General features: G+C 45.5%; 19 protein-coding genes. 14 read left to right on the top strand and 5 right to left on the bottom strand.

Translation table 11 applies throughout. From position 1 onward, the window contains the following. Positions 1-11: 11 nt before the first annotated feature. Positions 12-422, bottom strand: a complete 411-nt coding sequence (locus EXT48_RS17370; protein ID WP_130165161.1) for a YbaN family protein — start codon at positions 420-422, stop codon at positions 12-14. Positions 423-655: 233 nt separating this feature from the next. Here EXT48_RS17370 and EXT48_RS17365 point away from each other — a divergent pair, with 233 nt between their 5' ends. From EXT48_RS17365 to asnB, 6 genes are all read left to right on the top strand, one after another. After that, on the top strand, positions 656-1903 hold the full coding sequence (locus EXT48_RS17365; RefSeq protein ID WP_010606935.1) for a Zn-dependent hydrolase: 1248 nt from the start codon (positions 656-658) through the stop codon (positions 1901-1903). A gap of 142 nt (positions 1904-2045) precedes the next feature. Further along, positions 2046-2477, top strand: coding sequence for a hypothetical protein (locus EXT48_RS17360; RefSeq protein WP_130165160.1), 432 nt, complete (start codon positions 2046-2048; stop codon positions 2475-2477). Beyond that, complete coding sequence (locus tag EXT48_RS17355; RefSeq protein ID WP_130165159.1) at positions 2474-3895, top strand: sodium:solute symporter family protein; 1422 nt, start codon at positions 2474-2476, stop codon at positions 3893-3895. Before EXT48_RS17360 ends, EXT48_RS17355 begins: the two co-directional genes overlap by 4 nt. 109 nt (positions 3896-4004) lie before the next feature. Continuing rightward, on the top strand, positions 4005-4313 hold the full coding sequence (locus tag EXT48_RS23900; RefSeq protein ID WP_240703397.1) for a hypothetical protein: 309 nt from the start codon (positions 4005-4007) through the stop codon (positions 4311-4313). Between the two features lie 11 nt (positions 4314-4324). After that, positions 4325-5074, top strand: a complete 750-nt coding sequence (locus tag EXT48_RS17350) for an aspartate carbamoyltransferase (protein ID WP_240703396.1) — start codon at positions 4325-4327, stop codon at positions 5072-5074. 9 nt (positions 5075-5083) lie between these two features. Then, positions 5084-7099, top strand: a complete 2016-nt coding sequence (gene asnB, locus EXT48_RS17345; RefSeq protein WP_130165158.1) for an asparagine synthase (glutamine-hydrolyzing) — start codon at positions 5084-5086, stop codon at positions 7097-7099. A 101-nt stretch (positions 7100-7200) separates the two neighbouring features. Here the strand turns inward: asnB and EXT48_RS17340 are convergent, their stop codons facing one another. Next, positions 7201-8496 (bottom strand): porin, encoded by a 1296-nt coding sequence (locus tag EXT48_RS17340; protein ID WP_069021179.1) that lies wholly within the window; start codon positions 8494-8496, stop codon positions 7201-7203. Between the two features lie 267 nt (positions 8497-8763). On the opposite strand from EXT48_RS17340, the gene EXT48_RS17335 reads away from it, so the two are divergent. The 6 genes from EXT48_RS17335 (at position 8764) to EXT48_RS17310 (ending at position 17656) form a co-directional block, all read left to right on the top strand. Next, a complete protein-coding gene (locus tag EXT48_RS17335; protein WP_130165157.1) occupies positions 8764-10722 on the top strand; it encodes a methyl-accepting chemotaxis protein in 1959 nt (652 codons plus the stop codon). A 161-nt stretch (positions 10723-10883) separates the two neighbouring features. Beyond that, positions 10884-11735: a D-hexose-6-phosphate mutarotase gene (locus EXT48_RS17330; protein ID WP_130165156.1), complete on the top strand. Its 852-nt coding sequence runs from the start codon at positions 10884-10886 to the stop codon at positions 11733-11735. Positions 11736-11796: 61 nt separating this feature from the next. Further along, positions 11797-13146 carry a sigma-54 dependent transcriptional regulator gene (locus EXT48_RS17325; RefSeq protein WP_130165155.1) on the top strand — a complete coding sequence of 450 codons (1350 nt, stop codon included), beginning with the start codon at positions 11797-11799 and terminating at the stop codon, positions 13144-13146. Continuing rightward, positions 13124-14395 (top strand): PAS domain-containing sensor histidine kinase, encoded by a 1272-nt coding sequence (locus EXT48_RS17320; protein WP_130165154.1) that lies wholly within the window; start codon positions 13124-13126, stop codon positions 14393-14395. The genes EXT48_RS17325 and EXT48_RS17320 overlap by 23 nt, the downstream gene beginning before the upstream one ends. 58 nt (positions 14396-14453) lie before the next feature. Continuing rightward, entirely contained in the window at positions 14454-14690 is a 237-nt protein-coding gene (locus tag EXT48_RS17315; protein WP_039493327.1) for a hypothetical protein, read from the top strand. A 152-nt stretch (positions 14691-14842) separates the two neighbouring features. Next, positions 14843-17656 (top strand): hypothetical protein, encoded by a 2814-nt coding sequence (locus EXT48_RS17310; RefSeq protein ID WP_130165153.1) that lies wholly within the window; start codon positions 14843-14845, stop codon positions 17654-17656. A gap of 78 nt (positions 17657-17734) precedes the next feature. On the opposite strand, the gene EXT48_RS17305 is transcribed toward EXT48_RS17310, so the two are convergent. Then, a complete protein-coding gene (locus EXT48_RS17305; RefSeq protein ID WP_130165152.1) occupies positions 17735-19537 on the bottom strand; it encodes a PKD domain-containing protein in 1803 nt (600 codons plus the stop codon). 207 nt (positions 19538-19744) lie between these two features. Further along, positions 19745-20848, bottom strand: coding sequence for a hypothetical protein (locus EXT48_RS17300; RefSeq protein WP_240703395.1), 1104 nt, complete (start codon positions 20846-20848; stop codon positions 19745-19747). 287 nt (positions 20849-21135) lie between these two features. Here EXT48_RS17300 and EXT48_RS17295 point away from each other — a divergent pair, with 287 nt between their 5' ends. After that, the gene (locus EXT48_RS17295) at positions 21136-21750 is read left to right on the top strand and encodes a PQ-loop repeat-containing protein (RefSeq protein ID WP_045987867.1); all 615 of its coding nucleotides are present in this window, start codon (positions 21136-21138) and stop codon (positions 21748-21750) included. 88 nt (positions 21751-21838) lie between these two features. Here the strand turns inward: EXT48_RS17295 and EXT48_RS17290 are convergent, their stop codons facing one another. Then, positions 21839-24343, bottom strand: coding sequence for a zinc-dependent metalloprotease (locus EXT48_RS17290; RefSeq protein WP_130165150.1), 2505 nt, complete (start codon positions 24341-24343; stop codon positions 21839-21841). Positions 24344-24604: 261 nt separating this feature from the next. On the opposite strand from EXT48_RS17290, the gene EXT48_RS17285 reads away from it, so the two are divergent. Next, on the top strand, positions 24605-25846 hold the full coding sequence (locus tag EXT48_RS17285; protein WP_130165149.1) for an efflux RND transporter periplasmic adaptor subunit: 1242 nt from the start codon (positions 24605-24607) through the stop codon (positions 25844-25846). Positions 25847-25849: the final 3 nt, after the last annotated feature.

Raw genomic sequence — 25849 nt, 5'->3', positions numbered from 1 at the left:
TATTTATTTTGTTATAAGTGAGGCTGTTTTACATCCACGGGGATGACTGATGGACGTGTAAAAATATAGCTGAGTACGGCAGCCTCAGTTATCGCGACAGACCACACTACCCAAATAGGCGCGCTACTGAAACTCAAAGCCAGGAAACCAACACTCATGCCAACCGCAGCGCCAATCTTGCCTTTTATGGGGATCACCTGATGTTGCCGCCATGCAACCAGACTCGGGCCAAATTTGGGGTGGGTGAGCAGCCAATTTTCTAGCTTGGGAGAAGAGCGGGTAAAGCAAGCGAGAGCGAGAATAAAAAAGATGGTGGTAGGCATAACAGGCAGTGCCATGCCGATAAAGCCGAGACCAACAAAGACGATGCCAGCAACATGAAGCCAAAAACAACGATTGAATAAGGGGATTTTTTTACGCATAGGCATCCTCATATTTCGGGAGTGCTGAACTGACAGCGCATCACGATGACCTGAGCCAACATTGTTAACCAGAAGCCAATTATTAAAAGCATATCACAGCGGCTGAAATTCGCGAATTTTCAACTAAGCTAAAGCAAAGAGATTATCAGTCGGACGTCAGTGTTTAAAATAGCGAATCTGATCTCAGGTTAAATACAGGGAAGTGGTGCGACTGAAACGTTGAGGGGCAAAGTATGCAAGTAAATTTAGAACGTCTTAAGTCTACCTTATTTGCGCTCGCGGAGTTCGGCTATAACCATGAGGATAAGGGAATTTATCGTCAAGGTTTTAGCAATGAGGATTTTGCAGCGCGTAAATGGCTGATGGAATGCGCACAAAGCGAAGGGTTTGTGAGTCGTATGGATGGCGCTGGCAATGTGATTATTGAAATGACCAGCCCGGATATTGCAGCAAAACCCGCGGTGATCATTGGCTCTCATCTCGATAGTGTACCAGCAGGTGGCATGTTTGATGGCACCCTAGGCGTCATTGCGGGGTTTGAGTGTATTCGTATTTTAAAAGAGCACAATGTGCAATTGGATAGGCCGATTTGGGTCATCGGTACCAGTGAAGAAGAAGGGCGTTTTGGTGGCATGATCGGGGCACAAGCGCTCACAGGAAAGTTAACGCCTCACCAATTACTCACAAGTCATGATGCGGATGGCTGTATGCTTAGCGATGCCATGCGCGCGCAAGGGTTAGATCCCATGGATGCACTGAATGCGAGGCTAGAGCCTGAGCAAATAAATAGTTTTTTTGAATTACATATAGAGCAAGGACCTGTGCTTGATCAAAAAGGCATTCAAATTGGTGTGGTGGAAGGTATTTCAGGGGTATTTAAATGGATGGTGAAATTAATCGGGAAGGCCGACCACGCAGGCACAGCCCCCATGGAGATGCGTAGCGACGCCTTTATGGGGCTGGCTGATTTTGCCTACCAGTTAGACCGCATTATTGCAGAGGACGGCACAGATACCACGAGGATCACCGTCGGTAAGGCAGAATTAAAGCCGGGTTTTGCACATACGATTGCTGGAGAGGTGGATTTCACCATCGTCGCGCGTGATATGGACGAAACGGTGATGGAGAACCTTGAAATTGCCTGTCGTAAAGCGCTTTCAGCTATCGCTCGAAAACACCATTTAATGTTTGAATACGAGCAGGTGAGTTGGCTGTCTCCAATGAAGTGCACACCTGAGATGGTGGAATTTATTAGTCAACAGGCAGAGGCCTTGTCACTGAATTATCAAATCATGCCAAGTGGTGCTGGTCACGATAGCCAGTTTTTTTCAGAAGTGTGCCCCACGGGGCTGATATTTATTCCATCACTCAACGGCGTTAGCCATGCGCCAGACGAATGGAGTCATTGGCATGATGTTGAAGCTGGGAGTAATTTACTGCTGCAATGTGTTCAAAAAAGAGCAATAAAAACAAAAGAATAAATGTAAAGTGAAGATAAAGTTGGGTGACGGCTTACTAGACAAATTTGATCCTTGGGCTAGTCTTTGTTACTACTAGAATAATGTGGATAGCAAAACTTGCGGCGAATTCAGGCTTGGATAACCGCAGTTAGGGATTATGAGGATGTGGATCGCCCGAGTAGTAACCTTAGTCTTACTTGCTGCGAGCTTTAATGGGCTTGCCGCATCGTTGAGGGTGAGCGATGAGGTCGTGACTGCTGGGTTTATTACACTGCACATTGAGCGTACAGGTCCGCCTCTACAGCAATCAACACAGCTATCCATTCAACATCTTTCAGAACCTTACTCCCTCTCCCTTTCGCTTCAGCCGACTCAACAAGCGGTAACCATTAGTGGCTTGGCCGATGGTGATTATCTCGCAACCTTAGATAGCCCTTCTGCTAACTCGGTACAAACGTCGGTCTCATTTTCAGTCAAACATCATCAGTTAACGCTGGCGCTTGCACTGTTTGTATTGGGCTTTTGCTTATTTGTGCTGCTTGTAGGGATGATTGTGGTGGGTAATAAGCAAACGCACGATAAGGAAAGCGTATGATAAATGCTTCATTGGCGCTCGGTCTTGCCCTAGCGTTTGCTTTGCTATGGGTATTTTTTGGCTGGTGGGTTGGCAGGCGCGTGCAGTCACATAATGAATTTGCGCTGGCCGGTAGAAATGTTGGGTTGGCCTTTGCTTGTGCCACTGCGATGGCAACTTGGGTCACCAGTAACACCACTTTAGTTGCGCCACAGCTCACTTATCAGTTTGGCATTTGGGGCATGATAGGCTATGCCTGTGCCGCATTCGGATTGTTGCTATTTGCGCCGCTAAGCCAACGCATCAAAACTTTACTACCCCACGGCTACACCAGTGGCGATTTTATGCGGTTGCGGTTTGGGCGTTTCTCTTGGTGGGTCTTTTTGCTGATCTCTTTCGTGTATGCCATGAGCTGGCTCGTTAGCCTAGGCATGGCGGGTGGCATTTTGCTACACACCCTAAGTGGCTTAGATTATCACCTTGGTATGTCGATTATTCTGCTGATGTGTGTGGTCTACACGCTCTTTGGCGGTCTAAAAGCGGTGATCGCCACGGACTTTCTACAGGCCATTATTATTTTGGCAGGTGTCGTCGGAATTGCCATTGTCGTGGCGATGAATGTTGGGCTTGAACCAATTCACCAAAAACTCAGTAGCGACCACCCTAAACTACTCGACCTGCTTTTTCCTGCCGCTGTGATGTTTTTGTTCAATAATATCTTTTTTGGTTTAGGAGAAATTTTTCACAGCAACGTATGGTGGTCAAGGGCGTTTGCATTTAAAGGTGGGGTGGGCAAAAAGGCGTATTTTATCGCAGGTCTGCTGTGGCTACCGATCCCCATCGTAACTGGGTTTATTGCGCTGGCAGCGCCGAGTTTAGGTTTGTATCCCGCTAGCGCCGATATGGTGGGACCCTTGGTTGCAAGCCAAGTGCTCGGCTATACCGGCTCGATCATTCTGTTCATTGTGGTGTTCTCCGCGCTGGCATCGAGTTTGGACTCCTTGCTTGCCGCAACGTCAGATCTCATCAATCAAGATATTTACCTGCAATACATCAAACCAAAGGCAAGCGATAGCGAACGCTTAAAAAGTGCTAAGTGGATTATTGTCATACTCGGTGTGGTGACTTGGCTCTTGTGTTTACCAAAAATCGCCACACTGGGCGCCTTGTTGAACTTCGCTGGCGCCTTCGTCGCCAGCACTATTTGGCCTATCGTATTTGGTTTGTACTTTGCGCGAATGACGGGAAATAGCGCTGGCTGGGCTATGTTGCTTGGCACGCTATCAGGTTTGATTGGGTATTTTTATATTGGTTTTTATGTCGCCGCATTAGTTTCTTGTGCGGTGTCGTTATTAATTTGTGTGATTGCTTGGCGTTTTAGTCAGCAATCATTCCATTGGCAAGCGTTGGGCACGCAAAGCAAAGTGGAGGATGTATGATCTCATTGGGCGCATTTTCTAGTTTAATTTGGCTGGCCATAGTGCTCAGTTGTTTATGTCCTGTTGTCCTTGTCGTTATGTTCCTTATTGATTTTAAAAAGAGGCAGTTATGGTAAGTGCGCAGCAAGTAGAGTTTAATCGAGCGCAGCCGGATGTTTACGGGGATGCACATCCCAAAGCATTACTCAGAGCGATACAAGAAGACGGTGACAGGCTGCATTGTTTGGAGAATAAGCACATTATCAGTGTCGACCACCTTGACCGAGACGTGCTGATCCAGTTGTTTCGCCTCGCCGCGAAATATGAAAGTAACCCTGCAAGGTTCAGCTCGCCGCTTAGTGGCAAAATTTTGATCAGTGCGTTTTATGAACCCAGCACCCCACCCGTCTGTCGTTTGAAAGTGCATGGCACCGCTTAGGGGGCGATATTATGTCGATCACTGATCGCTCCTCTACGGGCATTGCGAAAGGGGAGTCGCTGCAGGATGTCGCCGAGATGTTCAATAATTATGGCGATTGTGTCGTCTTACGTGACACCTCAGTGGAGTCTATTGAAGAGATGATCCACAGTCTACGCATTCCAATTATCAATGCTGGTAATGGCATTGATGAGCACCCAACACAAGCAATGTCTGATCTCTACACTATCTTCAAATGGCGGCCGTCGTTATTACTCCCTGACAGCGAAGCCTTTAGCCCTATAAAAATTGGCGTGATTGGCGTGCCGAGCCAAATGCGTACGGTGCGTAGCCTGTTGAAAATGTTTACGCATTTTCCGCGCATTGTGGACGAAATATACCTGCTCTACGACGAGAGTGTCGAGGACGCAGTGTCAAGCGAGCAATTAGCCCAGCTAGAGGAGGCGGGGGTCAAGGTGTCTATCGGCCATGACTTGAACGCCGTTTTACCTGAGCTTGATGTGGTGTATATCAACTCCATTGCATGGGTTGGTGAAAGCTTCGAAACCTATGGAAAGTCGTTTAAATTGAGCGCAGATTCCCCCTTTAAGCCTGATGCGATAGTGCTTCATCCTTTGGCTCGAGGTGAAGAGCTGTGCACCAGTTTAGATGCCACGCCACACAATTGGTATTTTAGTCAGGCACGTGGTGCCGTCTTTTTACGCCAAGCCTTATTGACCTGTATGGTGCAGCGCGCCAGTACTGTGATGGATGTGATTTAGGGAGATATTATGTGCGGAATTGCTGGTATTTTTTCAACGCAAGCGCAAACACAAATAGATAATCAATTATTGGTAAACATGGCAGCCATTCAACATCATCGTGGTCCTGATGGTTTTGGCTATAAACAAATGGCTGGCGTGGGATTTAGTCACGCCAGACTGTCGATAATCGACCTCGACGAGCAACGAGGGCGACAGCCCTTTATTAGTTCTGATAAGCGCCTAATGTTGGCGCACAATGGCGAGTTTTACGATTACGCGCGGATCCGAGCTGAGCTAGTAGCAAAAGGGGCAAGGTTCCAAAGTAAGAGCGACTCAGAAATTGCTATGCACTTATATCAGCAGCTTGGCCTTGATGAGATGCTGACGCATCTGCGCGGTGAGTTTGCGTTTGCGTTGTATGACCAACAAACCGATACGTTGCACTTAGTGCGAGACCGCTTTGGTATTAAACCTTTGTACTACACCCAAACAGAAGACGAAATAGTGTTTGGCTCAGAGCTGAAGGTGCTGTTTGCCAACCCTAAAGTTAAGCGCCAATTCTCAAGTGAAGGTCTATTTCATCAACTGATCCAAGTCATGGTGCCCGGCAGCACGGCGTTTGCGAATGTGCATCAAATCAAACCTGGACATGTTGTTAGTATCACCAGAAGCGAACAAGGTTTTAGCATTGAAGATAGACCTTATTGGGATGTTAACTTTCCGACGGCGCAAGCGTATTTAAATAGCAAAGATGAAGCATACTACATTGATGGCGTGCGCAAACAGTTGCTAGAAGCGGTGCAGTTGAGACTCACCGCAGACGTCCCGGTAGGTTGTTACTTAAGTGGTGGCATAGACTCATGCGCCATTTTGGGCTTGTCTTCGGCCGCTGCACAGGCGCCAATTAAAGCCTTTACCATAGGCTTTGATAGTGCAGAGTACGACGAAACGCCGATTGCACAACAGATGGCACAAGCCACCAATGCCGATCATCATATTATGTCGTTAAGCGGTGACGAGCTATATGGCCATTTTGAGCGAACTTTATGGCATACCGAACGAACCATTTATAACACGCTTGGTGTTGCTAAGTATTTGATGAGTCAGCAAGTTAATGAGTCTAATTATAAAGTTGTGATGACTGGGGAGGGCTCCGATGAGCTTTTTGCGGGTTATCCTGCATTTAGAAAAGACCTGTTTTTATATGGCTTAGATGAACTTGATGACACCGAAAAAGCCCAGTGGCAAACCATGCTGGAAGACAGCAATAAATTATTTAAGGGGGCGATGTTGTCGCGTGAGCAATACGACAGTGCGGCATTAGACGAAGTTGTAGGCTTTACGCCGAGCTGTTTACAGCCTTGGCTGTCGTGCAGTCACTTTGCCCATCAACTCGTTGCCGCCGAACACAGAGAGCTACTCACGGGTTATGACGCAGGCAAAGCAATCGCTGAGACTTTAGATGATGCCATGTTAGAGTCCCGCCATCCACTCGATAAAGCCCAGTATGTATGGATTAAAACCATGCTTGAGGGACAAATATTAACTTGGGGCGGTGATAGGGTCGACATGGCCAATTCGATGGAGGCAAGGCCTGCCTTTTTGGATCATCACCTTGCTGAGTTTGCCTTTACCATTCCCCCGCAATATCGCATTAAAGACCGTAAAGAAAAGTATGTGTTACGTGAAGCGATGAAAGGGCTGCTGCCAGAAGTGCTGTATGAACGAGAAAAGTTTGCTTTTATGGCACCACCGGCGCACTCGGATGAGAAAAAATGGGCGGCAATGCGGGTGCTGGCTGATAAATACTTATCTAGACAAGCGGTAGAAGCCGCAGGTTTATTAGACTTTGAAGCGGTAAATGCGCTATTTGAGTTACATGAATCGCCAGACGCAGATGATTCACTCAAAGTGCAACTAGATGCCGTGATCAATCACTTGCTTGGTGTGCAAATACTGCACAAACAATTTATCGCCGCAGACTTACCTCAATTTGCCGCCGCTGAAGCGGAACGCCTTGGTTGGAGGGCAGCCACAAACTAACGTTGGTCTTATTGGTATGACAGAAAACAAGGAAATAAAAAGGCGATGCATCAACTTGTGCATCGCCTTTTTCATTTAATACCTAAGATTAATCCCTTAGATTAAAAGTAATAACCGAAGTTAATATTGAAGCGACGCTCGCTTTCGTCACTATCGCCGGCGATTGAACCACCAATAAATGGCTGATTTTTCGCGTGAACTAAATCAACATAGGTGAAGAATGCACCCGCAGCGAGTGACACACCAGTGACATTCATCCAAGTGTCTTCGGTGTTATCGGATTTGTCGTAAATAATACCGAAGTCGTTATAAAATTGCAGATCGGTAATTGGACCGAACTCAACTGGCAGGTTGTACGCTACATTAAAGTTCGACATGGTGGCTTCTGCTGCGATGGAATCATAAAACGCATAAGCACCTACCGCCATACGGTTTACGTCATCAATATCGTACTGGTACTCACCGTGTTGTAGCTGTAAGTTCCAAGGGCCAATGTTACTATTTAAATGCAGTGCCCACGCGTTGTAATCACCTGCTCGGTCATTACCATCGTGAAGGCCACCGGCAAGACCAGAGACGCCAATTTCAGTTGTGCCACCGTTGTGTTCAATATGATACGCGTAACGACCAACAAAGGTGTTGTATTCGCCGATTGGTTGCGTAGGGTCGTCATAAACGCCATCGCCCGCTTTACGGAAACCTACCACGTCATAAGAGTAGCGATCGCTGCGGTCATCCACGTAACCATCGACACCACCTAGCTCATCATTTTTGAAAAAGCCAAGATCAAGCTGCCAGTTGTCCGCCACTTTACGTTTAAATACCACCCCCATGTCGTGGTCGTCTTCAAGACCAATATAATAGGTAGTGTTAAAGAACCAGTTGTGCGAATTGTAAGGTGAGTTACCAAAAGGTACTTTAGTCATACCTACCTGAGCTTGCCAATGATCGGCAAAGTCATAGTCTAGGTAAGCGTATTTTACCGCAGTCATATAGTCGAAAAAGCGGATTTCAGCATTTAAGCCAAAGCCTCCGACATTGCCAGAGAAGTTCAATCTGAAAATATCGAAGTCAAAATCGCCGCCACGGTTCTTGTTGTCATCGTCATAAGACGTATGGCTGTAGTTTGTTCTGATCGCGCCGCCGACTTTGATGGCCGGTTTTGTTTCAGCTGCTGCAACTTGAGTTTTAGTTTCAGCTTTTGCTTCGGCTTTTTCAGCCTTTGCGATTTTTTCCTGTTGTGCTCGCGCCTGCTCTTTTTGTTCTAGCTGCGTGAGTTTCTTCTGAAGTTCAGCCAATTGGCGCTTTAACGCATCAATTTCTGAGTTTTCGGCAAGCACTGAATTAGAGCAAAGTGCTAGACCTAATCCGAGTGAGATGGTTGAAAGTTTTAACATAGTTGTCCCGTTGTTAAATGGTTGAGCGCAAAACCTCTTACAAATTGTAGACCACCAAAGCTATCATTGCAGAAAGCAGGTAAATTTTATGGCCCTTGATTGAATTATCCATAGTAACACTGTGGCCTATCCGACCTCAAAGTTACCCAACATTTAACCATATCTAAGATGAATATAAGGCGAACAAGTGATCACATTTGTATGTCATTCTTGCCCAATAGTCTATCCCTCACTATATTTTTACTATCTGTGAAATGGTGTTTATTCATGAATATATCGCAAAAATTAAAGCTGTCTTTCGCAACGGCAATCGCGCTTCCTTTGTTAATCATCGCGGGGCTTATTATCAGTCAAACTCGGCAGCAGGGGATAGAGACCTTCTCAGAGCTCAGTGATCGAGAGGCGCTTCAGGTTGAGAATGGTATTCAGATGTTTTTTGATGAAATTGCAAAAAACGTAGACTATTTAGCAACCCATGCACAAGTCTTGAGTGCGCAGCAAGACGTGAAAACTTATATGGATTCAACCAGCACCACTCGACTTAATTCGAAAGCAGGAAGCAAAATAGAGCAAGCAGCATATTCGTTATTTGAGCACTTTGGTAACACGCACCCCGGCATTGCCTATATCTACATGGGAAATCAGCAAGGTGGTTATATTCAATGGCCTCTAGGTGAAGTGAATGCAAACTACGACCCTAGGCAGCGTCCTTGGTATCAAACGGGACAATCGGGAAATGGCGAGACGATCCGCACTAGCGCCTATTATTGGGCGCCGGATGATATGGTGATTGTGTCGACGGTAAAAGCGATAACTGCCAATGGTCAAACCGTGGGTGTCCAAGGTATGGATGTGTCACTGCAAGGGCTGACCAAAATCATCCGCAATATCAAATTGGGCGAGACCGGCTATTTAATGCTAGTGGAAGACACCGGAAATGTGCTGGTCGATGCCAAGTTCTCCGAACATAGATTTAAAAAGTTGGCAGACATTGCGAACGGCCGCTATCGCGAATTGGCTCAAAATAAAGATGGGCTATTTGAGCTCGAAATTAACGGGCAAGACTACTTTGCCAACATCTATACAGCACCCAAATTAGGCTGGAAGTTTATTGGTTTAGTTGAAAAAGGTGAGGTAATGGCTGCAGCCAATGCGATGACGCTGACGATATTGATTTTAAGTGCCGTCCTGATCACCGTGTTCCTGTTACTGGCAAGTTATATTTCTAAGTTAATTTCAGCGCCCATTGTAGAAGTGAGTGATGGCTTAACTGAAATTTCACAAGGCGGTGGTGATTTAACGCAGCGTTTAGACATTAAAGCTCAGGATGAAACAGGCAAACTGGCGACGAGCTTTAATTTGTTTTTAAATCTCATTGCTGAGTTGGTGACGCAAATCAACGAGTGTGCGCAGCAAGTTAATGAAACCTCACGACAAACCGCTTCGCAGTCTGATCAGCTCACCGGCGCTACCAGTCAACAACAGCAAGCGCTTGAAATGGCTGCCACCGCAATTAATGAGATGGCGGCAACCGCAAACGAAGTGGCGGCAAGCTGCGCCAATGCGGCTGAGCTAGCCGGACAAACTCAGCAAGCATCTGAGTTGGGCCAAAGGGTGATCACAGAGTCTGTCGAGAGCGTCACAACATTATCCGAAGTGATCAATAAGGCAACCGCAGATATCATGCAGCTCGACACCGAAAGCGAAAATATTATGTCGATACTCAGCGTGATCCGAGGCATAGCAGAACAAACCAATCTTTTAGCGTTAAATGCGGCAATAGAGGCGGCACGCGCAGGTGAACATGGCCGTGGTTTTGCTGTTGTGGCTGATGAAGTACGCGCGTTGTCACAGCGTACCTCTGAATCGACGGAAGAAATTGCCTCTCAGCTTGATAAGCTTAGAAAAATGACAGAAATGGTGTCGGGAGAAATGAAGCGCAGCCTAACGCGTACGGAGCAAACGGTTGAACTGACAAACTCAGCGCAACAACAATTTAGTGAAATAACCCAAGCGATTGTCAATATTAGCGACCTTAACACGCAAATCGCCACCGCAGCTGAAGAGCAGCAACATGTTGCTGAAGACATTAATCGCAACGTGGTGGAAATTAAAAATGCTGCGGATAGCGTGAGTGATATCGCTGTGAATACCAATCAAAATGGCGTGAGATTACATTCATTGTCGAGCACGCTCACAGAGCTGGTGGGCAAATTTAAAGTATAGCTTTAACTCAATCCTCAAGTTCCATAAACCGTGAGAGCAAGACTCTCACGGTGCTACCGCATTGGTATAATTGAATAACTTTCAAATTGGATGGATAACAGTTTACTCGTAGTATTTAAGTGGTAAGGTAGGCATATCATTGAGTTGACGTAGGAATCACCATGGAATTATCACCTTCAGTTTCAATCGAGCGCACCGAGTCCGGACTTGAGTATATTTGGGTCGACAGTGCATTTTGCCAAGCGAAGATCTTTTTACAGGGCGCGCAACTTACCGAGTTTACACCAGCAGGAAAAGGCAATTTAATTTGGGTTTCTGAGGCGGAAGATTACCTTGAAGGCAAACCAGTACGCGGTGGTATTCCAATCTGTTGGCCTTGGTTTGGCGTACATAGCAAAGCGGATTGGCCAATTCATGGGGTTGCTCGCAAGCTACTTTGGCGCGCACACAGCGTTGAAGAAAAAAGCGATGAAATTACCGTTAAACTCACACTACCGATGACCTTAGTTGAAGCGCAATACTGGCCACACACATCACAATTAGAGGTCGAGTTTGTGTTATCAGACAAGCTTGAGGTGCGACTGACCAATATCAATACTGGTGATGCGCCATTTACGTTAACGCAAGCCTTACATACGTACTTCCCAACGCCAGAAGTCAGTAATACCACGGTAGACGGGCTACAAGGCGCGAAATATATCGAATTTGGTGAAGGTCCATTTGAGCAAACCGAAGTGGTTGGCTTTGCCCGCGAAACCGATATGGTATACACCCAAGCAAGCCCAGTGCAAACTATCAACACGCCTGCGGGCATTATTGAAGTAAAACGTGAAAACTCAACTTCTTGTGTGCTTTGGAACCCATGGATTGAAAAGTCACAGCGTTTAAGCAACTTTAATGATGATGAATACCACAAGATGTTGTGCTTAGAAGCTTGTAACGTAATGGATGATGCCGTGCAACTTGCACCGGGTGAAAGTCACACGTTAAGTACAATCATCCGTTGGTTATAATTTTATATTCGCGGAGCACACTATGCTCCGCTGAAACCCGATAACAATAAAAATTCTCCCTATGGAAAAGCCCACAATACTGGTTATCGATGATAACGCTGAAGTACGCCTCAGTGCCGTATTCTTTTTAGAAGATCAAGGTTTCAATGTAATTGAGGCGGCAACCTTAGAGCTTGCCAAGCCACTGCTCACCGCTAAGCAAGTGTCATTAGCCTTGCTCGATATGAACTTCTCCCGAGATACCACTTCAGGCAATGAAGGGCTGGACTTTTTGCGCTGGCTACGTGACTCCAATCTTAATGTGCCTGTGATCTGTATTACCGGTTGGGGAAATGTCGCGTTAGCGGTGTCTGCAATGCAGCTTGGTGCGAGCGACTTTATCGAAAAGCCGTGGGACAATCAGCAGCTACTGCAAGCCGTGCAGCAACAACTCAAAATATCATTAAAGCAAGCGAATATCGTAGCAAAACACAGCGAGCGCGGCGCGTTTCAATGGCGCTCTCAGGCGATGCAATCTTTATATAAACAGCTTGCTAAAGTAGCAAAAACCGACGCTCGGGTGCTGCTTACTGGGCCAAGTGGCGCGGGGAAAAGTCATTTAGCTCAGTGGTTACACCAACAATCTAATCGTTCAGCAGGACCTTGGGTTGAAGTGAATATGGGCGCGGTGCCAGAGTCCTTGTTCGAAAGTGAGATGTTTGGTCACAGCAAAGGGGCGTTTACAGATGCAAAGCAGCATCGTGTTGGTCGTTTTGCAATGGCAAAGCAGGGCACATTATTTTTGGATGAAGTTGCGACTATTCCACTTCCTCTACAAGCAAAACTACTGCGGGTGCTGGAAAATGGCAGTTATGAAGTTGTGGGTAGCAGTCAGACGCAACAAGCGGATTGTCGACTTATTTGCGCAACCAATACCAATCTTGACGACTTAGTGAAAGCCGGTGAGTTCCGAGAAGACTTGTTATATCGCATCAACACGATTGTGATTGAAGTGCCGAGGCTCGCCGAGCGGTTTGGCGATATCGTGCCGTTGGCTGAGTATTTTGTCGCTAAATTCTGTGCGCAGTATGGTGAGCCAATTCGTGAACTTAGCCCTGCGGTTAAAGCTGCGTTGATTGAACACGCTTGGCCCGGCAATGTGCGTGAGTTAAGTCACGTCATGGAGCGTGCCGTGTTAATGGCGGAGGGCTTGCAGATTGAGCTCAGTGATTGCCAACTACGCTTTACCGCCGCACCTAAAGTGATCAGTGATATGCCAAGCAAGACTTTGCAACAAGTGGAGCAAGAAATGGTGGAGCAAGCGATGCAACGCGCTCAAGGCAATGTCGCAGAAGCCGCTAAAATACTTGGACTCACGGCTTCTTCTCTTTATCGGCGTTTGGAAAAATATGGCCTTAAAACATCTGGCTAGTGCCGAGTGGCGGTTTGGGGCTTACTGTACGCTGTTAACCATTAGCTGTACGGTTTTACTGACTTTACTGCTTCTGCAATTACAGCTTGGGGTAATGTGGGTGGCTGCCGTATCGGTGAGTGTATTGGGGTTATTGGGTGGGTTACAAAAAATACTGCTGTCTCACCTTAAGCGTATTGCCATGCGTGCTAATTGGCAGCTAGAAGCGATTGCACAAAGTGATTTTACGCAAACCATTAAGCCACATTACACAGCGGGCGTGGTAGCCGAATTTGAACAGCGCTTGCTGGCCTTAAGTGCACAGCTGCACAGTCAAAAGCGCCGCTATCATAGTCAGCAGTTTATCATTTATCAGCTAATAGACAGCCTTAATACGCCAATTATGATGTTTGACGAAAAACTCAAACTTGCCTATGCCAATGGTGCATTTGAGTCGCTTTATCATCGCCCTTGGTTAGAGTGTAAGGGAATAAGCGCGGCTCAGTTTGGGCTGGTGCAACAAGATAATCACTGGCATTTTGCAGATACAGCGCAGCAATCTCGGTGGCAACTACAAAGTAGTGAATTCTTTCAAGAGGGTAAGCAGTTTTCTTTACTTGTCGCACTCGATATTACTAAGGCATTACGTAAAAAGGAGCTGGCTGCTTGGCAACACTTAATCCGAGTAATAAGTCATGAGATCCACAACAGTTTGACGCCCGTAAGCTCCCTAGCGCAAACCTTATTAGCAAGAGCAAAGGACGAAAAAGAGCAACATGCGCTAAGTGTTATTGGTCAGCGTTGCCAGCATTTACAACAATTTGTGAGCCAATACGCCAAAGTTACGCAAACTCCAAGGCTAGATCGGGAGTCAGTCTCTATCATGCTGTTACTGTCTTCTGTTGCTGCGTTATTTGAGGATACCGACATCCAAGTAAATTGCACTGTGAATACGCTCAATCTTGATAAAGCCTTAATTGAGCAAGTGCTGATTAACTTAGTTAAAAATGCCATTGAGGCCAGTGGTGAAAATGCCAAGTTGACGCTACATGCTTATTATCAGCAGCAACAAGCGGTGATTGATGTGCAAGACAATGGCCCAGGCTTTGCCAACCTAGATAACATGCTTATTCCTTTCTATTCCACCAAAGAAGGTGGGCAGGGAATAGGTTTAGCCTTTAGCCGCACCATTATAGAGTTACACGATGGACAACTGAGTTGTCACAACACAGAACCGGGAGGATTGATAAAAATCACTTTACCTTGTTGATAATAATTATCATTAGCATATAATTAAAGTTCCTTCAAAACCTTGGCAAGGAGCTACCATGTTAGTCACTTATCTGTTGGCCAGCGGCTTTATCTTTATGGCGTATAGCTACTCCAAATCATTCAAACCACATGCACATACCAAGGCAAAACTGGCGGTGTTATTGAGCGCGGGTTTAATCGCCGCGGCAAAGTGGCAGGCGGGGTTGAGTTCAACCGTGGTATTTTTTGTGTTTGCGGTATCTCTTGCGGTACTTAGCTTGTTTATCACCCTTGCACAGCCACAAAAACACTGAAAAATTACGCGCATTTAGAGCAGCTAACATGTTGCTTGCCTCAAAATAGACGTTTTAAGGTGTAACGTGCGCAAGAAATTGTTACTAAAAAGCACACTTTTTCTTTACATCTCTTGTTAAGCTAGCGCAACTGGATTTATTTAGGAAAGGTAATGCGGGCGCTACTGATAATTTTTGTTGCTTTTACGAGCTTTGGTTTACAGGCTAAGTGGCAAACCATCAAAACCGAAAACTTTAATGTGCATTATCCTCAGGCGCTTCAGCAATGGGCGTATTCTGCAGCAAATGAGCTGGAGGTAGTGCGAGATAAAGTGCTGGCACAACAAGGTAGAGCCTTGAGTGAACGTGCTGATGTGATTATTTACGATCCAGAAAATACGGCCAATGGCTTTGCATTACCCAGCACAGATAAACCAATGATGGCACTGCAAGCAACGCCGCCTCAAGCTGATTCCGTCATCGCAAATAACACCAGTTGGCAGCAGTTGCTCATTTTGCACGAATATATTCATCTCGTTCACCTATCACAGCCTAGCCGTAATCAATGGCGACAACATCTCAGAGATTGGCACGATATTACCGACTTGCTCGATGCGGTATTACCGCGTTGGGTCAGCGAAGGCTATGCGACCTTGCTGGAGTCTAGATTAACGGGACGAGGACGTTTATACGATAATTACAGTGAGAGCATTGTGCGCTATTACGCGCAGCAAGGCGCATTACCGACCTATAGCGCTTTAGATAATGGCGACAAGTCTTACCTTTCCAACTCCATGGCATACTTAGTAGGCGTACGTTTTCTAGCATGGCTTGAGGATAATTATGGCGCACAGACGTTAGATGCCGTGTGGACAAGAGTGCAGGCGGTGGAATCTCGCAGTTTTGAAACCGCATTTAGTGGTGCTTTTGGAGCGCCAGCCAGCCAGTTATATCGTCGCTTTATTGTTGAATATAGCTATCAGGCCATGCAGCAGGAGCTGGCCTTGGTTCCGACACAGAGTGAGCTTTGGCAGCGGTTCGCATATGCTGCTCGAGATATTGCATTCTCTCCAGATGGCAGTCAGTTTTTGGTGGTAGAGCAAAATCGTAAACGCCAAGTCACACTCAATATCTACGAAAACAAAGAAAATGTAGAAGCCATTGAGCAATTTAATAAGCGCAATGAAGCAATACTAAATGCCGATCCTAAAGATATTGTGGATATCGCACCCGAAGTCTTTCCAAAAAAGCGACTTGCGCAGCTTGATGCTCACAATTTTGCTGGTATCTATTACCCCCAATGGCTGAATGACAGCCATATTTACTTCGTTGCAAAAACGCCAGCTGCAGACGATACCTTTATCAATGATTTGTTTGTCTGGAAAGTTGGTACTGGAAAGCCGAAGCAACTAACCGAAGGCGCGGGTATTCGTCGCTTTAGTATTGTTGATGCTAATACCATTATTGCAGAGGTGTCTCGTTTGGGTTACTCACAGCTAGTGACCATAGAGTTGGACTCAGGCAAGCAAGCGCCGATCACCACAAGCAAGCTTGGGGATGTCCATGACTTTCCTGTGCTCTCTAATAAAAAGACGACATTAGCCTATGTGCATGTTACTCCTAACAAACGCTGGCAACTTGTTGTTAAAGATCTTAGCCATGATACAACCGAAATCGTCTACTTACCCAAGTCACATCAATACCTTTCGGGGTTAACTTGGTCTCATGATGATGACAAGCTGTACTTTATTTCTGGAGTCGCAGGCCATTTAGCGGTGATGCGTTATGACGTGGCGAGTAAAATACTTGAGACCTTACCTGCAAGTGCTAAACCACTTGAGCAAATTATTACCCATTCACAGCAGTTACTGGTGAGCTATGCGACCCCTGAAGGGGTCAAGGTTAACAAAATAGTTGCTCCGGCTTGGCGCACCGTGAGCGTGTTGGAGCAAGTGGATGAGGCTGAGCTAAAAGAGCTGCATCCCCATCAATTACCTGCGGCTAAGATAGATCAAACCGCGCTGCCCAGTTCTGATTATTCGGTGTTCGAACAGTCTTATTCTGTCGCCTTATCAGGCGCATTAAATAGCGCCTCTTTTGATAGTTTGGGTGTGGCATTAAAAGGGCAGGATGTGCTGCGCCAACTAGCTTGGCAGCTTGGCGCCGAGAAAAGCATCAATAATGGTGCGTTGATGGGCGCATTTGCCCAACTTGAATATCGTCATGAAAACTGGAAAACGACGTTTGATGCTGGATATCAAGAGCTAGAAGCGGATAAGCAGTCTCGCTCGCCACAAGCAAATACCTCGAATGAAAGCAGCTTTAAGCAATTTGCCTTGTCATCTAGCTATCGTTTTGGTGAAGCATTGAATTACCTCGCTCCTGAATTGGGGGTTATTCGTGTGCAACATGGTGAAAAAGCATGGAGCGGCGGGCGCTACGGCTTTAACGGTCGTGCAATGTGGGATACACAGCAGCATGGTGTAGCACTGCAAGTCTCTGCAGCTCAGTGGCTAGGTGAATTAGATGGTTTTGATTATCAGCTGAGCTTGTTCGCTAAAGCATGGCAAATTCCATTCTATGCATCGGTCGATAGCCGCTACAGCAGCGAATTGCCTCTATCGGTGGGTGGTGGAGCACTTACCAGCACTAGTATTAGTAACAGTTTACACGCTGTCAGCGAACCTATGTTGCCGCATCTATTTGCAACGGGAAGCCGCTATTTAGGCTATGAATTTGCAACGTCATGGCAGCAGGGCAAACCTAAGTTATTTTATAAGCAGCATCAGCTAGATGGAGAAGTGATTGGGCAAAATTACGGTATTAAGATGCGCTTACCTTTGTCTCGAGTGATATTAGATAAAGCCGCTGATTTTGCTCCTGCAGGATTAACCGATCTACAGTTTAGTGCCGGAGTGGGTCGCATTGAGGGGCATAATATGACCAATGAAAACCGCGTTTGGTTTAGTGTTTGGTATGAGTTGTAGATAATCGCTGAAGATTGCTATCAAATAAGCGGGGGCGAGCCCCCGCAAATCATTCAGTTTGTTTATTCGAAGTTTAGGCTAGTTGTGATCTGCTACGATTTGCAAACCTGAGTAAGCATTATATCCGCGGATCATCACCCAATAACGCCCAGCCCCTTCATTTAGGCTGCAAGACTCAGTATTACCGGAGCGATAAGGACGACAAGTCCAATTACTGGTGGTGGGCTCTGCTCCTTTTAGTACGTACATGTCAGCATCACCAGTGCCACCGCTAGTGTTAAATGTCACTGTATTCGCGCCTGCAGGTGCATCATAATAGAAGAATATCTCACTGCTTCTCGCTCCAGAAAGCCCCGTTTTTGCAACTCCCTTGATAAGCTTTTGCTCTTCACCTGGCAGTGTCACGGCAACTTGCTGTGTTGTTGACGCGGTGTCGCCATTACTATCTGTCACGGTGAGCTCTACGGTATAGCTGCCAGAGTTTGTGAAGCTATGTGAAGTTTGTGCGCCTGAAGCGGATGCGCCGTCACCAAACTGCCAACTATGCTGTGTAATAGAACCATTTGGTGAACTAGAGCCTGAGCCATCGAAGCTGCAGCTTAGGTCATTACAGCTGTAAGTAAATAACGCAACAGGCAATGGATCGGTAGTGCCGTTATCACCAACAGGGATTTGGCCACCAAAGTGAGTAGAAACCTGAGGCCAAATTAAGCTAATTTTAGCACCTTTATTGGTACAGCCACCTAAGTGGTGTAGCGCAACAACATTATTGGTCGAGGCTGCAAGTACTGGTGAACCTGATGAGCCACCAATAGTGTCGCAGTAATAACCTATATCTGTACCAGTACCTCGGCCATTCGCCGTTGCTTGGTTAACAGAGCATAGTCCATTGGTGTCTTGATCAGACTCAATCGACAGCTCTTTAGGGTTACCTGAACCATGTTGAGGTATGTAAATACGCTCGCCCTGCGATGGATTTCGCACATCTAAGCCAAAGTAACCAAACGGCTGGGCCTTCGCGAAATCATTGATGGTAAACAGCGTATAATCTAGCGTGTAATCTGTTTTAAGGAAGTCTTTACCTGTGACTTTAACCACAGTCTCGCGCTGACTGCCGTTACAGCTCGTGCTTTGATAGTTAAACCATACCTCAGTATTCGCCAGCTCCGATGCTGATCCCACACAGTGATTATTGGTAAACATGCGGTTATCTGCACCAACACGCCAACCCGTACATAAACCACTACCGTTCATAAGCAGTCTGGCGACTGGACGCGAGCGCTCGAATTCTACCGGATGCGATTGCGCCCAGCACTGCACGTCTTTACGTTCCATTGAGCCACAAGTTGACATAGGCGTCACATCGGTCAAGCCCTCAACAGTTGCTTGTCCTTCAGTACCATGATAGTAAAAATCGACTTCGGGTGTTTTGCCTGCATTACCTTGGCCTGGAGTATATTCAATGATGACTTTATCAGCAGAGACTGACATAGCAGAAAACTGTTTAACGCCGTCATCGCCCAGGCTTGGATCAACAGTTGCTGCGCGGAGGTTTGCTTGGGTGTATTCATAGCGCTCGCCACTATCCTCCGAGCGAACAACGAGTTTACCGCCGTTTGCAAGAGTGAGGTTTTTAAAGTGTAGTTTGATGTAGCTTGCATCTGGGTGTGAAACTGTTTGCACAATAGTTTGTGTAGACGTTGAAGTGCTTGTAGCACTGCTTTGAGTAATAAGTGGAAGGTTGAGATCGTACTTTTTACCAATCATTGCTTTGCTAGCTTTGCTGGTATATTCCATCATCTGAGCTTCAGTTAATGGCGCTTGTGCCATCGCGATACCAGATGCTAAACCTAATGCTGTGACAAGAATGTGTCGTTTCATTGTTATTCCTTTTGAGTGTGTGGTTATCCAACTTGAAATTAAAAAGTTGGGCGTCGTTCAATACCAAGCCTTGGGTGCACTGTAGAGCACGACCAATTAGTGGTATGTTTTTTGAACATCCACACACCAAAATAGAAACAATAATGTGGTTTGTAAAGTTTTATTTATATTATTTTAACATAAGTTTTACTTAACTTATGTCATTCTTTATTTTATATCCTCATTACGAACCAATAAATGGTTCAACATATTTTGCTTGGCGGTGTATAGGTCTTTTTTATACTGCTCTCTGGACTTATTGACTGCTTGCTCAAAGTATTCAGATGCGGCTTGGTATCTTTGCTCTAAATAAGCAATTTTCCCGAGCTCGACATAAACTTCCGGCAAGTAATGATAATTCAACAATAAAGGCTCGATAAGTTTTTTGGCTTTTTTATAGCGTTGTTGTTCAATGTAGCTCGAAGCTAACGAGAGGGTATCGAAAGGGGAGGTAGGGCTTTTTTCAAGCTCCGTCTGAATCATATTCTTGAGCACGGTTTGATCTTTGGGAATATAGTTAAGGTAATTCAATAACAAGTTGGTGCTGGTGAGATGATTGTTGAAGGCATAATCATAGATTTGCTTCGCACTATTTATATCACCAACATGCTTGTGTAACAGCGCGGCAGTATTGATAGCTTCAGCATCTCTTGGAGCGTATTTGAGCGCGGCAGACAATAAAGAGTAACTTAGGTCATAATCAGCTTCCAGCAGAGCAGAAACGGCTAAGTTAGTATAAAACTTTGCGACTAAATCTTCATAATGTGCGTTTCCAGAAAATACACTATCTTGATCTGGGAAGTAGTCAACGACAGTACCTTTAATCAAAGTCTGTTGTTCATTCTCACCACCTTCTGTCGCCCTATTTGCGAATAACTTGGTTTTAAAATGGCTTGAGGTGATGATAAACTTTTGGTGCTTCCGAAACATTGGATAGCTGTCAACTTTAGCATAACTTGTTTTGATCCCTAATACATTGGCGTACGCTTGTGTTAATACGGCAAGAGAAATGCAATTGCCAGCTCTGTTGAGCGTTGCTTCAGTCGCGGTAAGCGTTTCTCCATCGTAAGAAAAGTTATCCAATTTTGCGTCTAGGAATCTTCCTAATACTTGGTCATCTCTCATGTTGGCATCTGCATATTTGCCAAAAAAGGAGATTGCAGCTTGCTGTTCGGATTCAGGTAAAGCGAAAATTTCAGCTTCAGTTTGCACTGGTTTCAGCGTAAAAAGAGAGTGGTTGAATAGAGAAGTTACGTCTACCTTCTGTTTCATGTCAGTTGTAGTGGTGTGAGTGGAATTGCATCCGCTCAAGCCAATGCTAGTAAGTATAATGAATAGCCACTTCATCGTAATTCCTTGTATTTATTTATATACACCTGTATTCCAGCCTTGCCACCTATTCAAAGTTGGATGTTAGGTGTCCAGTTGTATTTTAAAAGTTAGCTCTTAAAATGCGCGCCTTCAAAAAATAAAACCTTAAAAATCATAAATTTACAATGTGTTTTTAAAGGTTTTACAGCACTTTAACTTTGCAACAATTTAGACATTTGGAGTTGGCATTGAGCGAATATTTACCGATCGTTTCTTCCTTCGTTTTGGTTTTAAGCTTTGTTCCTTTGATTAGGAAGATCCGTAAAAATCGCAGTGTGTCAGGTGTATCACTGTTAATGATGAGTTTTGGTGTTGCACAAAGCTCTTACTTTATTGCCTACAACGTTTTCTTTGAACGTTTTTTTATGGTGCTGCCTTTTGTTGTTACAGGTTCTTTAAGTGCACTTATTTTATATTATTTTATTCGGTACAACGCAAGCTCGAAACAGCGTAATCAATTAGCACTCTTGCTTGCTTTGTCGACCTTGCCATTTGGGCTTTTATTGGCAAAGGACATCGAAGCTGCTGCGTTGCTAAATGCGTTAACTTACTTAGGGCTAGTGATGAGTTCAATTCGCGTTATGCCACAAACCTATAAAACGATTAAAAGCGGTGATGTCTCTAACTTAAGCGCTAGGTATTTCTCACTGCAGTTTTTAGCGGGAGGAATTGGATTGGCTGCAGAGCTAAGTCTTGGTCATGTGAGTGTCGCTCACGTGTTGATGTTTGTGATGATTTTACTGACTAATGCCGCACAATTAGGTTGTATTCAGTACTATCGCTCTAAACCTGCTTTAGCTTAGTGACATAACCAGACAAAACAAGGGCTAGCAAATTGCTAGCCCTTAACGTTTTCGCTCATTTCACTCGCGTAATACAAAAGCTTTTGAGTTACGCTTCTAGCGCTTTTGTGATCATACGGTCGATATACGCTTTATGTGCCTTAGTTGCCTGATCGGCACCCCAAGCTGTGCTCTTATCCAAAATACTCTGCAGCTGGAATAGTGCAGCGGCTTTTGCCAAATTGTCGTATTTGCTCGCTTTACTCAAGCCTGCGACATTAATCAAGCGAGAAACGTACTCTATTTGCAGGTTTTGGCTTAGTGTCGTTGCATTCTTATCAGCAACGAAAATAGCGGCAGTCAGGTCGTTCATAACCTCGTTTAGGCTGTATTCGTTACCATAGTACGCAGAGTCGCTGATACGCTGTAATACATTCGCGTGTAGTACTTGGTCTAGTACCGACTTTTGCATACCAAGTACCATCTTATGGACTTTAGGGTCTTCGTTCTTTCCATAGTGGTTAAAGCCACGGCGCTGTGCTTGCATGTAGTTATAAAGAGGCTGCATATTTTCAAGCACGGTCGGTGCGAAAACCATTTCCTTAAGCGCGGTCATTGCCGCTTTTTGGCGCGCAAGTGGTACTGGTGTAAATGGTTTCGTTTCACCTTCTGTGCCTACTACGCTGCGCTCAACGTATACACCGCCAATTTGGCGTGAAATCACAGTTGCTTGAGCACGGTATTGACCAAACAGCATATTCGCAGAGGTTAATAACTGTTGGTTAGACTGACCTTCAACACGCGCTTTGTCTTTTAGTTCGGTGAATAAATGGTTGACCAGAGTCATGCGGTCAACGCCGTATGTCACTGGATCTGACGATAAGTCGCCAATCATCACGCGAGGATCAATATGACGGCCCGGCGCACGCATGTCGTCGGCATCGTTGCCAAACGCTAAGCCATGTTCACCAGAACGAGATAAGATCTTTTCAAGGCGCTGTTGCTCTTGGGTGTCATCGTTAAGTGCCGTGCTGTAGCCAAATTCTATCGCCCAGTCATCGTATGGACCTGGTTTGGTTTGGAAGATATCACCTTGTTTAACGCCTGGAGGGGCGATGTTAGCTGCTGCGTAGTCCATCACAGAGCCGGTTACGATACCTTGTGTTTTTGACTTGTCGTGTACTTCTTTAGGCCCCCACAAAATCGAAGACTTCATGTTGTGGTTGAGGCCTAAGGTGTGTCCTACTTCGTGAAGAACCAACTGTACTAAGCCCTGTCGTAGCATTTCTTTGCGTTCGATGTCAGCACCTGTTGCAAGGCTTGCCGTCATCAATTGGCCTTGCATTTCATGTCCAAGCGAACAGTGTAGTGTATCGCTTGATGCCTCAGCACCATGGTTCATCTGCCCTTGAGAATAGAGTGAGTCATATATCCAGCGGTTACGCATAAATACATACTCTAGCATGATGTCGGAACCAAGAATTTGGCCAGTAAGCGGGTTGGCAGTTGCTGGGCCATAGCCGCCAAACGGTGGGCGAGGTGATGAAGTCCAGCGTAGGACATTGTAGTTGATATCGCCCGCATCCCAAGTGGCGTCGTCAGGCTGTACTTTCACCACAATAGCATTTTTAAAGCCGATTTTCTCAAACGCACTATTCCAACCTAGTACACCGTCACGCACCGTGTCACGCCATTCGACTGGCGTGGTATTTTCAATCCACCACACGATTGGTTCAACGGGTTCAGAAAGCGCTGCACTCGGGTCCTTTTTCACTAAGTTCCAACGCTTGATAACGTCTTTATATGGCGTCCAATCTGGTGAAGTTTGCACGTCGAACTGATTAGTGAAATAACCGATACGTGCGTCATCGTAGCGAGGTTGGTAGCTATTGTCTGGCAGAGCGACAAAGCTGTGTTGTACTTTTAGCGAAACAAAACGTGAGTCAGTCACTGCATTAGAGCCGGCAACTTTCGGGTCTGGGTTACTAAAGACATAATCAACAACGATATCTAAGTTGTTGCTGTATGGGCGGTGCTTAACGATGCGAGATTTTTTGTCATCCAGCTTACCAAGGGCAAAACGTTTGCTTGCCTTTTTGTCATCCGCACGTTTCCAAGGAGACACTTTATGCAGTGACTCACTTAAAAAGAGCTTATCCGCTTTGAATAAAATTTTACCGTCTTCGGCTTTTTCAATTTCGATACTGGCGAGTACGGCTTCACTTATGTTGGCATCGCTCGCGTTGGCGATGGCTGAGTTTTCATCAAAAATAAAACGCGGTGTTTTGCTGATAATATCAATGCGATCAAAGTGCTTTCTAAACTCAATTAGTTTAGTTTCGCGGTAGTTACCTCGAAAATGGCCGGCATCGGTAACGCCATCAACTGTATGTGCGAAATATAAAAATGGCGTGTCGAGTTGCGACTCATTGAGTTGCATTAAATACTCACCACTTTCTTTATCTTGATAAAGCGGGAACAGGCCATCGATACTGGTTTTATTTTCGATAAGTGAAGCGATGGTTTTTTCTTCTTCTGTTTTGTCTTTCTTAGCAAAGCTTGGGGCGCTTGCGAAGGTGAGCGCGAGGGCAATGCTTAATGCCGTTTTCTTCATTATTTTGACTCGAAATAGTAAAAACTCGAGTGTACCCAAAACATCAGAGCCTGTCAGAAACTCAAGGTAAAATGAATGTAACAAAAGATAAACGACAAAATTTTAATTACATAAAATGTATTTTCGATTCCGGAGTACAACTTTCGATTTCGGAATATCCGCTGACTTTCGCAGTTATAGTGATTTTAAATTATTGAAATTTAAAGTTATTAAATTTTGGCATAAATCTCGCTCTTAGCGCTTAGTCAGTTAGGAGGGGAAATGGATCTAGTCAAGCCAGCGAAGCCAAAAAAGACCACACACTATATCGTTGTTGCCTGTTTAATGGCGGCGATAGTTGTTTATTTGCTGTGGCAACAATGGGCGCCTCATTCTAGTGTGATGCGCGCTGAAATACTGGTGGCGGAAGTGAAACAAGGTCCGTTTACCTTATCAGTAGATAGCTTTGGGGAATTACGTAGTGCTGAGCAGTTTTTATTAAACGCGCAAAGCGCGGCTATCGTTAAAACTATCCACCATAAAGCGGGCGCAATAGTGCACAAAGGTGAAGTGATAGCCGAGCTTGTGAGCCCTGATCTCGTGTTGCAGGTTCAACAAGCCACACAAGCTTTGCGTCAGTCGTGGACAATAAAAGAGCAGCTGTTACTGACTCAACAACGGGAGCTGTCAAACGAACAAACACAGCTGATGCAAAAACAAGGCGCGCTAAAAACCTTAGTATTGCGTCACCGCGCGGAGCAAGGCCTTGCACAACAAGGTATTATTTCCGCGCTGAACTTTGCCCAAACTGAAACCAGTTTGAGTACCTTACAACATGAAATTACCATGCTAGAACAGCAAGCTAAACAGCTTCAAGCACTGCATGGTTCGGCGCTTACACTTGCCAACGAAGAAATTAACATTCGTGAGCAAGAACTCAATAACTTGCTGGAAAAACAACAACAACTGGAGATTAAAGCCAGCACTTCAGGGATCATTGAGCGCATGCCTCTGGCGCTTGGACAACGAGTCAATGTTGGTGACGAGCTAGCATTGATTGGCTCTAACCAGTCGTTGGTGGCGGTATTGTCTGTGCCACAATCCCAAGTGCGCTGGGTTGAAACTGGGCAAGACGTTATGGTGAACATGCAAGCCAACAAAGTAAAAGGCGAAGTGATCCGAGTTGACCCAGTGGTGACAAACAATAGCGTGGAAGTAGAGGTGAGTTTACCAAATACATTACCAAAGCAGGCACGCTCGCAGCTGAGTATCTCTGCCAGCATCGCCATTAAGCATCTTGCCAATGCCACCTATGTTCAGCGCCCTGCCAATGCCAAAGATAATCAAACGAAGACCTTATTTGCCCTGAATAATGATGACACCGCAAAGCCGATAGAAATCACTTTTGGTGCTTCAACTGGGAAATATATTGTTATAGATTCTGGCGTTGAAGCCGGGAGACGATTAATCATTTCTGATCTAGCCTATCTTGCCAGTCTAGATGAGACAATCTTATTAAAGTAGGAA

This window comes from Pseudoalteromonas sp. CO348 (assembly GCF_004208845.1).
GTDB lineage: Bacteria > Pseudomonadota > Gammaproteobacteria > Enterobacterales > Alteromonadaceae > Pseudoalteromonas > Pseudoalteromonas maricaloris.
This window is presented reverse-complemented; position numbering and strand designations above follow the sequence as displayed.

Bases quoted from the DNA above. Each gene is read 5' to 3' on its own strand.
- EXT48_RS17370 (WP_130165161.1), bottom strand. From the start codon at position 422: ATGCGTAAAAAAATCCCCTTATTCAATCGTTGTTTTTGGCTTCATGTT.
- EXT48_RS17330 (WP_130165156.1), top strand. From the start codon at position 10,884: ATGGAATTATCACCTTCAGTTTCAATCGAGCGCACCGAGTCCGGACTT.
- EXT48_RS17320 (WP_130165154.1), top strand. From the start codon at position 13,124: ATGGCCTTAAAACATCTGGCTAGTGCCGAGTGGCGGTTTGGGGCTTAC.
- EXT48_RS17335 (WP_130165157.1), top strand. From the start codon at position 8,764: ATGAATATATCGCAAAAATTAAAGCTGTCTTTCGCAACGGCAATCGCG.
- EXT48_RS17350 (WP_240703396.1), top strand. From the start codon at position 4,325: ATGTCGATCACTGATCGCTCCTCTACGGGCATTGCGAAAGGGGAGTCG.
- EXT48_RS17290 (WP_130165150.1), bottom strand. From the start codon at position 24,343: ATGAAGAAAACGGCATTAAGCATTGCCCTCGCGCTCACCTTCGCAAGC.
- EXT48_RS17300 (WP_240703395.1), bottom strand. From the start codon at position 20,848: ATGAAACAGAAGGTAGACGTAACTTCTCTATTCAACCACTCTCTTTTT.
- EXT48_RS17355 (WP_130165159.1), top strand. From the start codon at position 2,474: ATGATAAATGCTTCATTGGCGCTCGGTCTTGCCCTAGCGTTTGCTTTG.
- EXT48_RS17285 (WP_130165149.1), top strand. From the start codon at position 24,605: ATGGATCTAGTCAAGCCAGCGAAGCCAAAAAAGACCACACACTATATC.
- EXT48_RS23900 (WP_240703397.1), top strand. From the start codon at position 4,005: ATGGTAAGTGCGCAGCAAGTAGAGTTTAATCGAGCGCAGCCGGATGTT.
- EXT48_RS17315 (WP_039493327.1), top strand. From the start codon at position 14,454: ATGTTAGTCACTTATCTGTTGGCCAGCGGCTTTATCTTTATGGCGTAT.
- EXT48_RS17360 (WP_130165160.1), top strand. From the start codon at position 2,046: ATGTGGATCGCCCGAGTAGTAACCTTAGTCTTACTTGCTGCGAGCTTT.
- asnB (WP_130165158.1), top strand. From the start codon at position 5,084: ATGTGCGGAATTGCTGGTATTTTTTCAACGCAAGCGCAAACACAAATA.
- EXT48_RS17310 (WP_130165153.1), top strand. From the start codon at position 14,843: ATGCGGGCGCTACTGATAATTTTTGTTGCTTTTACGAGCTTTGGTTTA.
- EXT48_RS17340 (WP_069021179.1), bottom strand. From the start codon at position 8,496: ATGTTAAAACTTTCAACCATCTCACTCGGATTAGGTCTAGCACTTTGC.
- EXT48_RS17305 (WP_130165152.1), bottom strand. From the start codon at position 19,537: ATGAAACGACACATTCTTGTCACAGCATTAGGTTTAGCATCTGGTATC.
- EXT48_RS17325 (WP_130165155.1), top strand. From the start codon at position 11,797: ATGGAAAAGCCCACAATACTGGTTATCGATGATAACGCTGAAGTACGC.
- EXT48_RS17365 (WP_010606935.1), top strand. From the start codon at position 656: ATGCAAGTAAATTTAGAACGTCTTAAGTCTACCTTATTTGCGCTCGCG.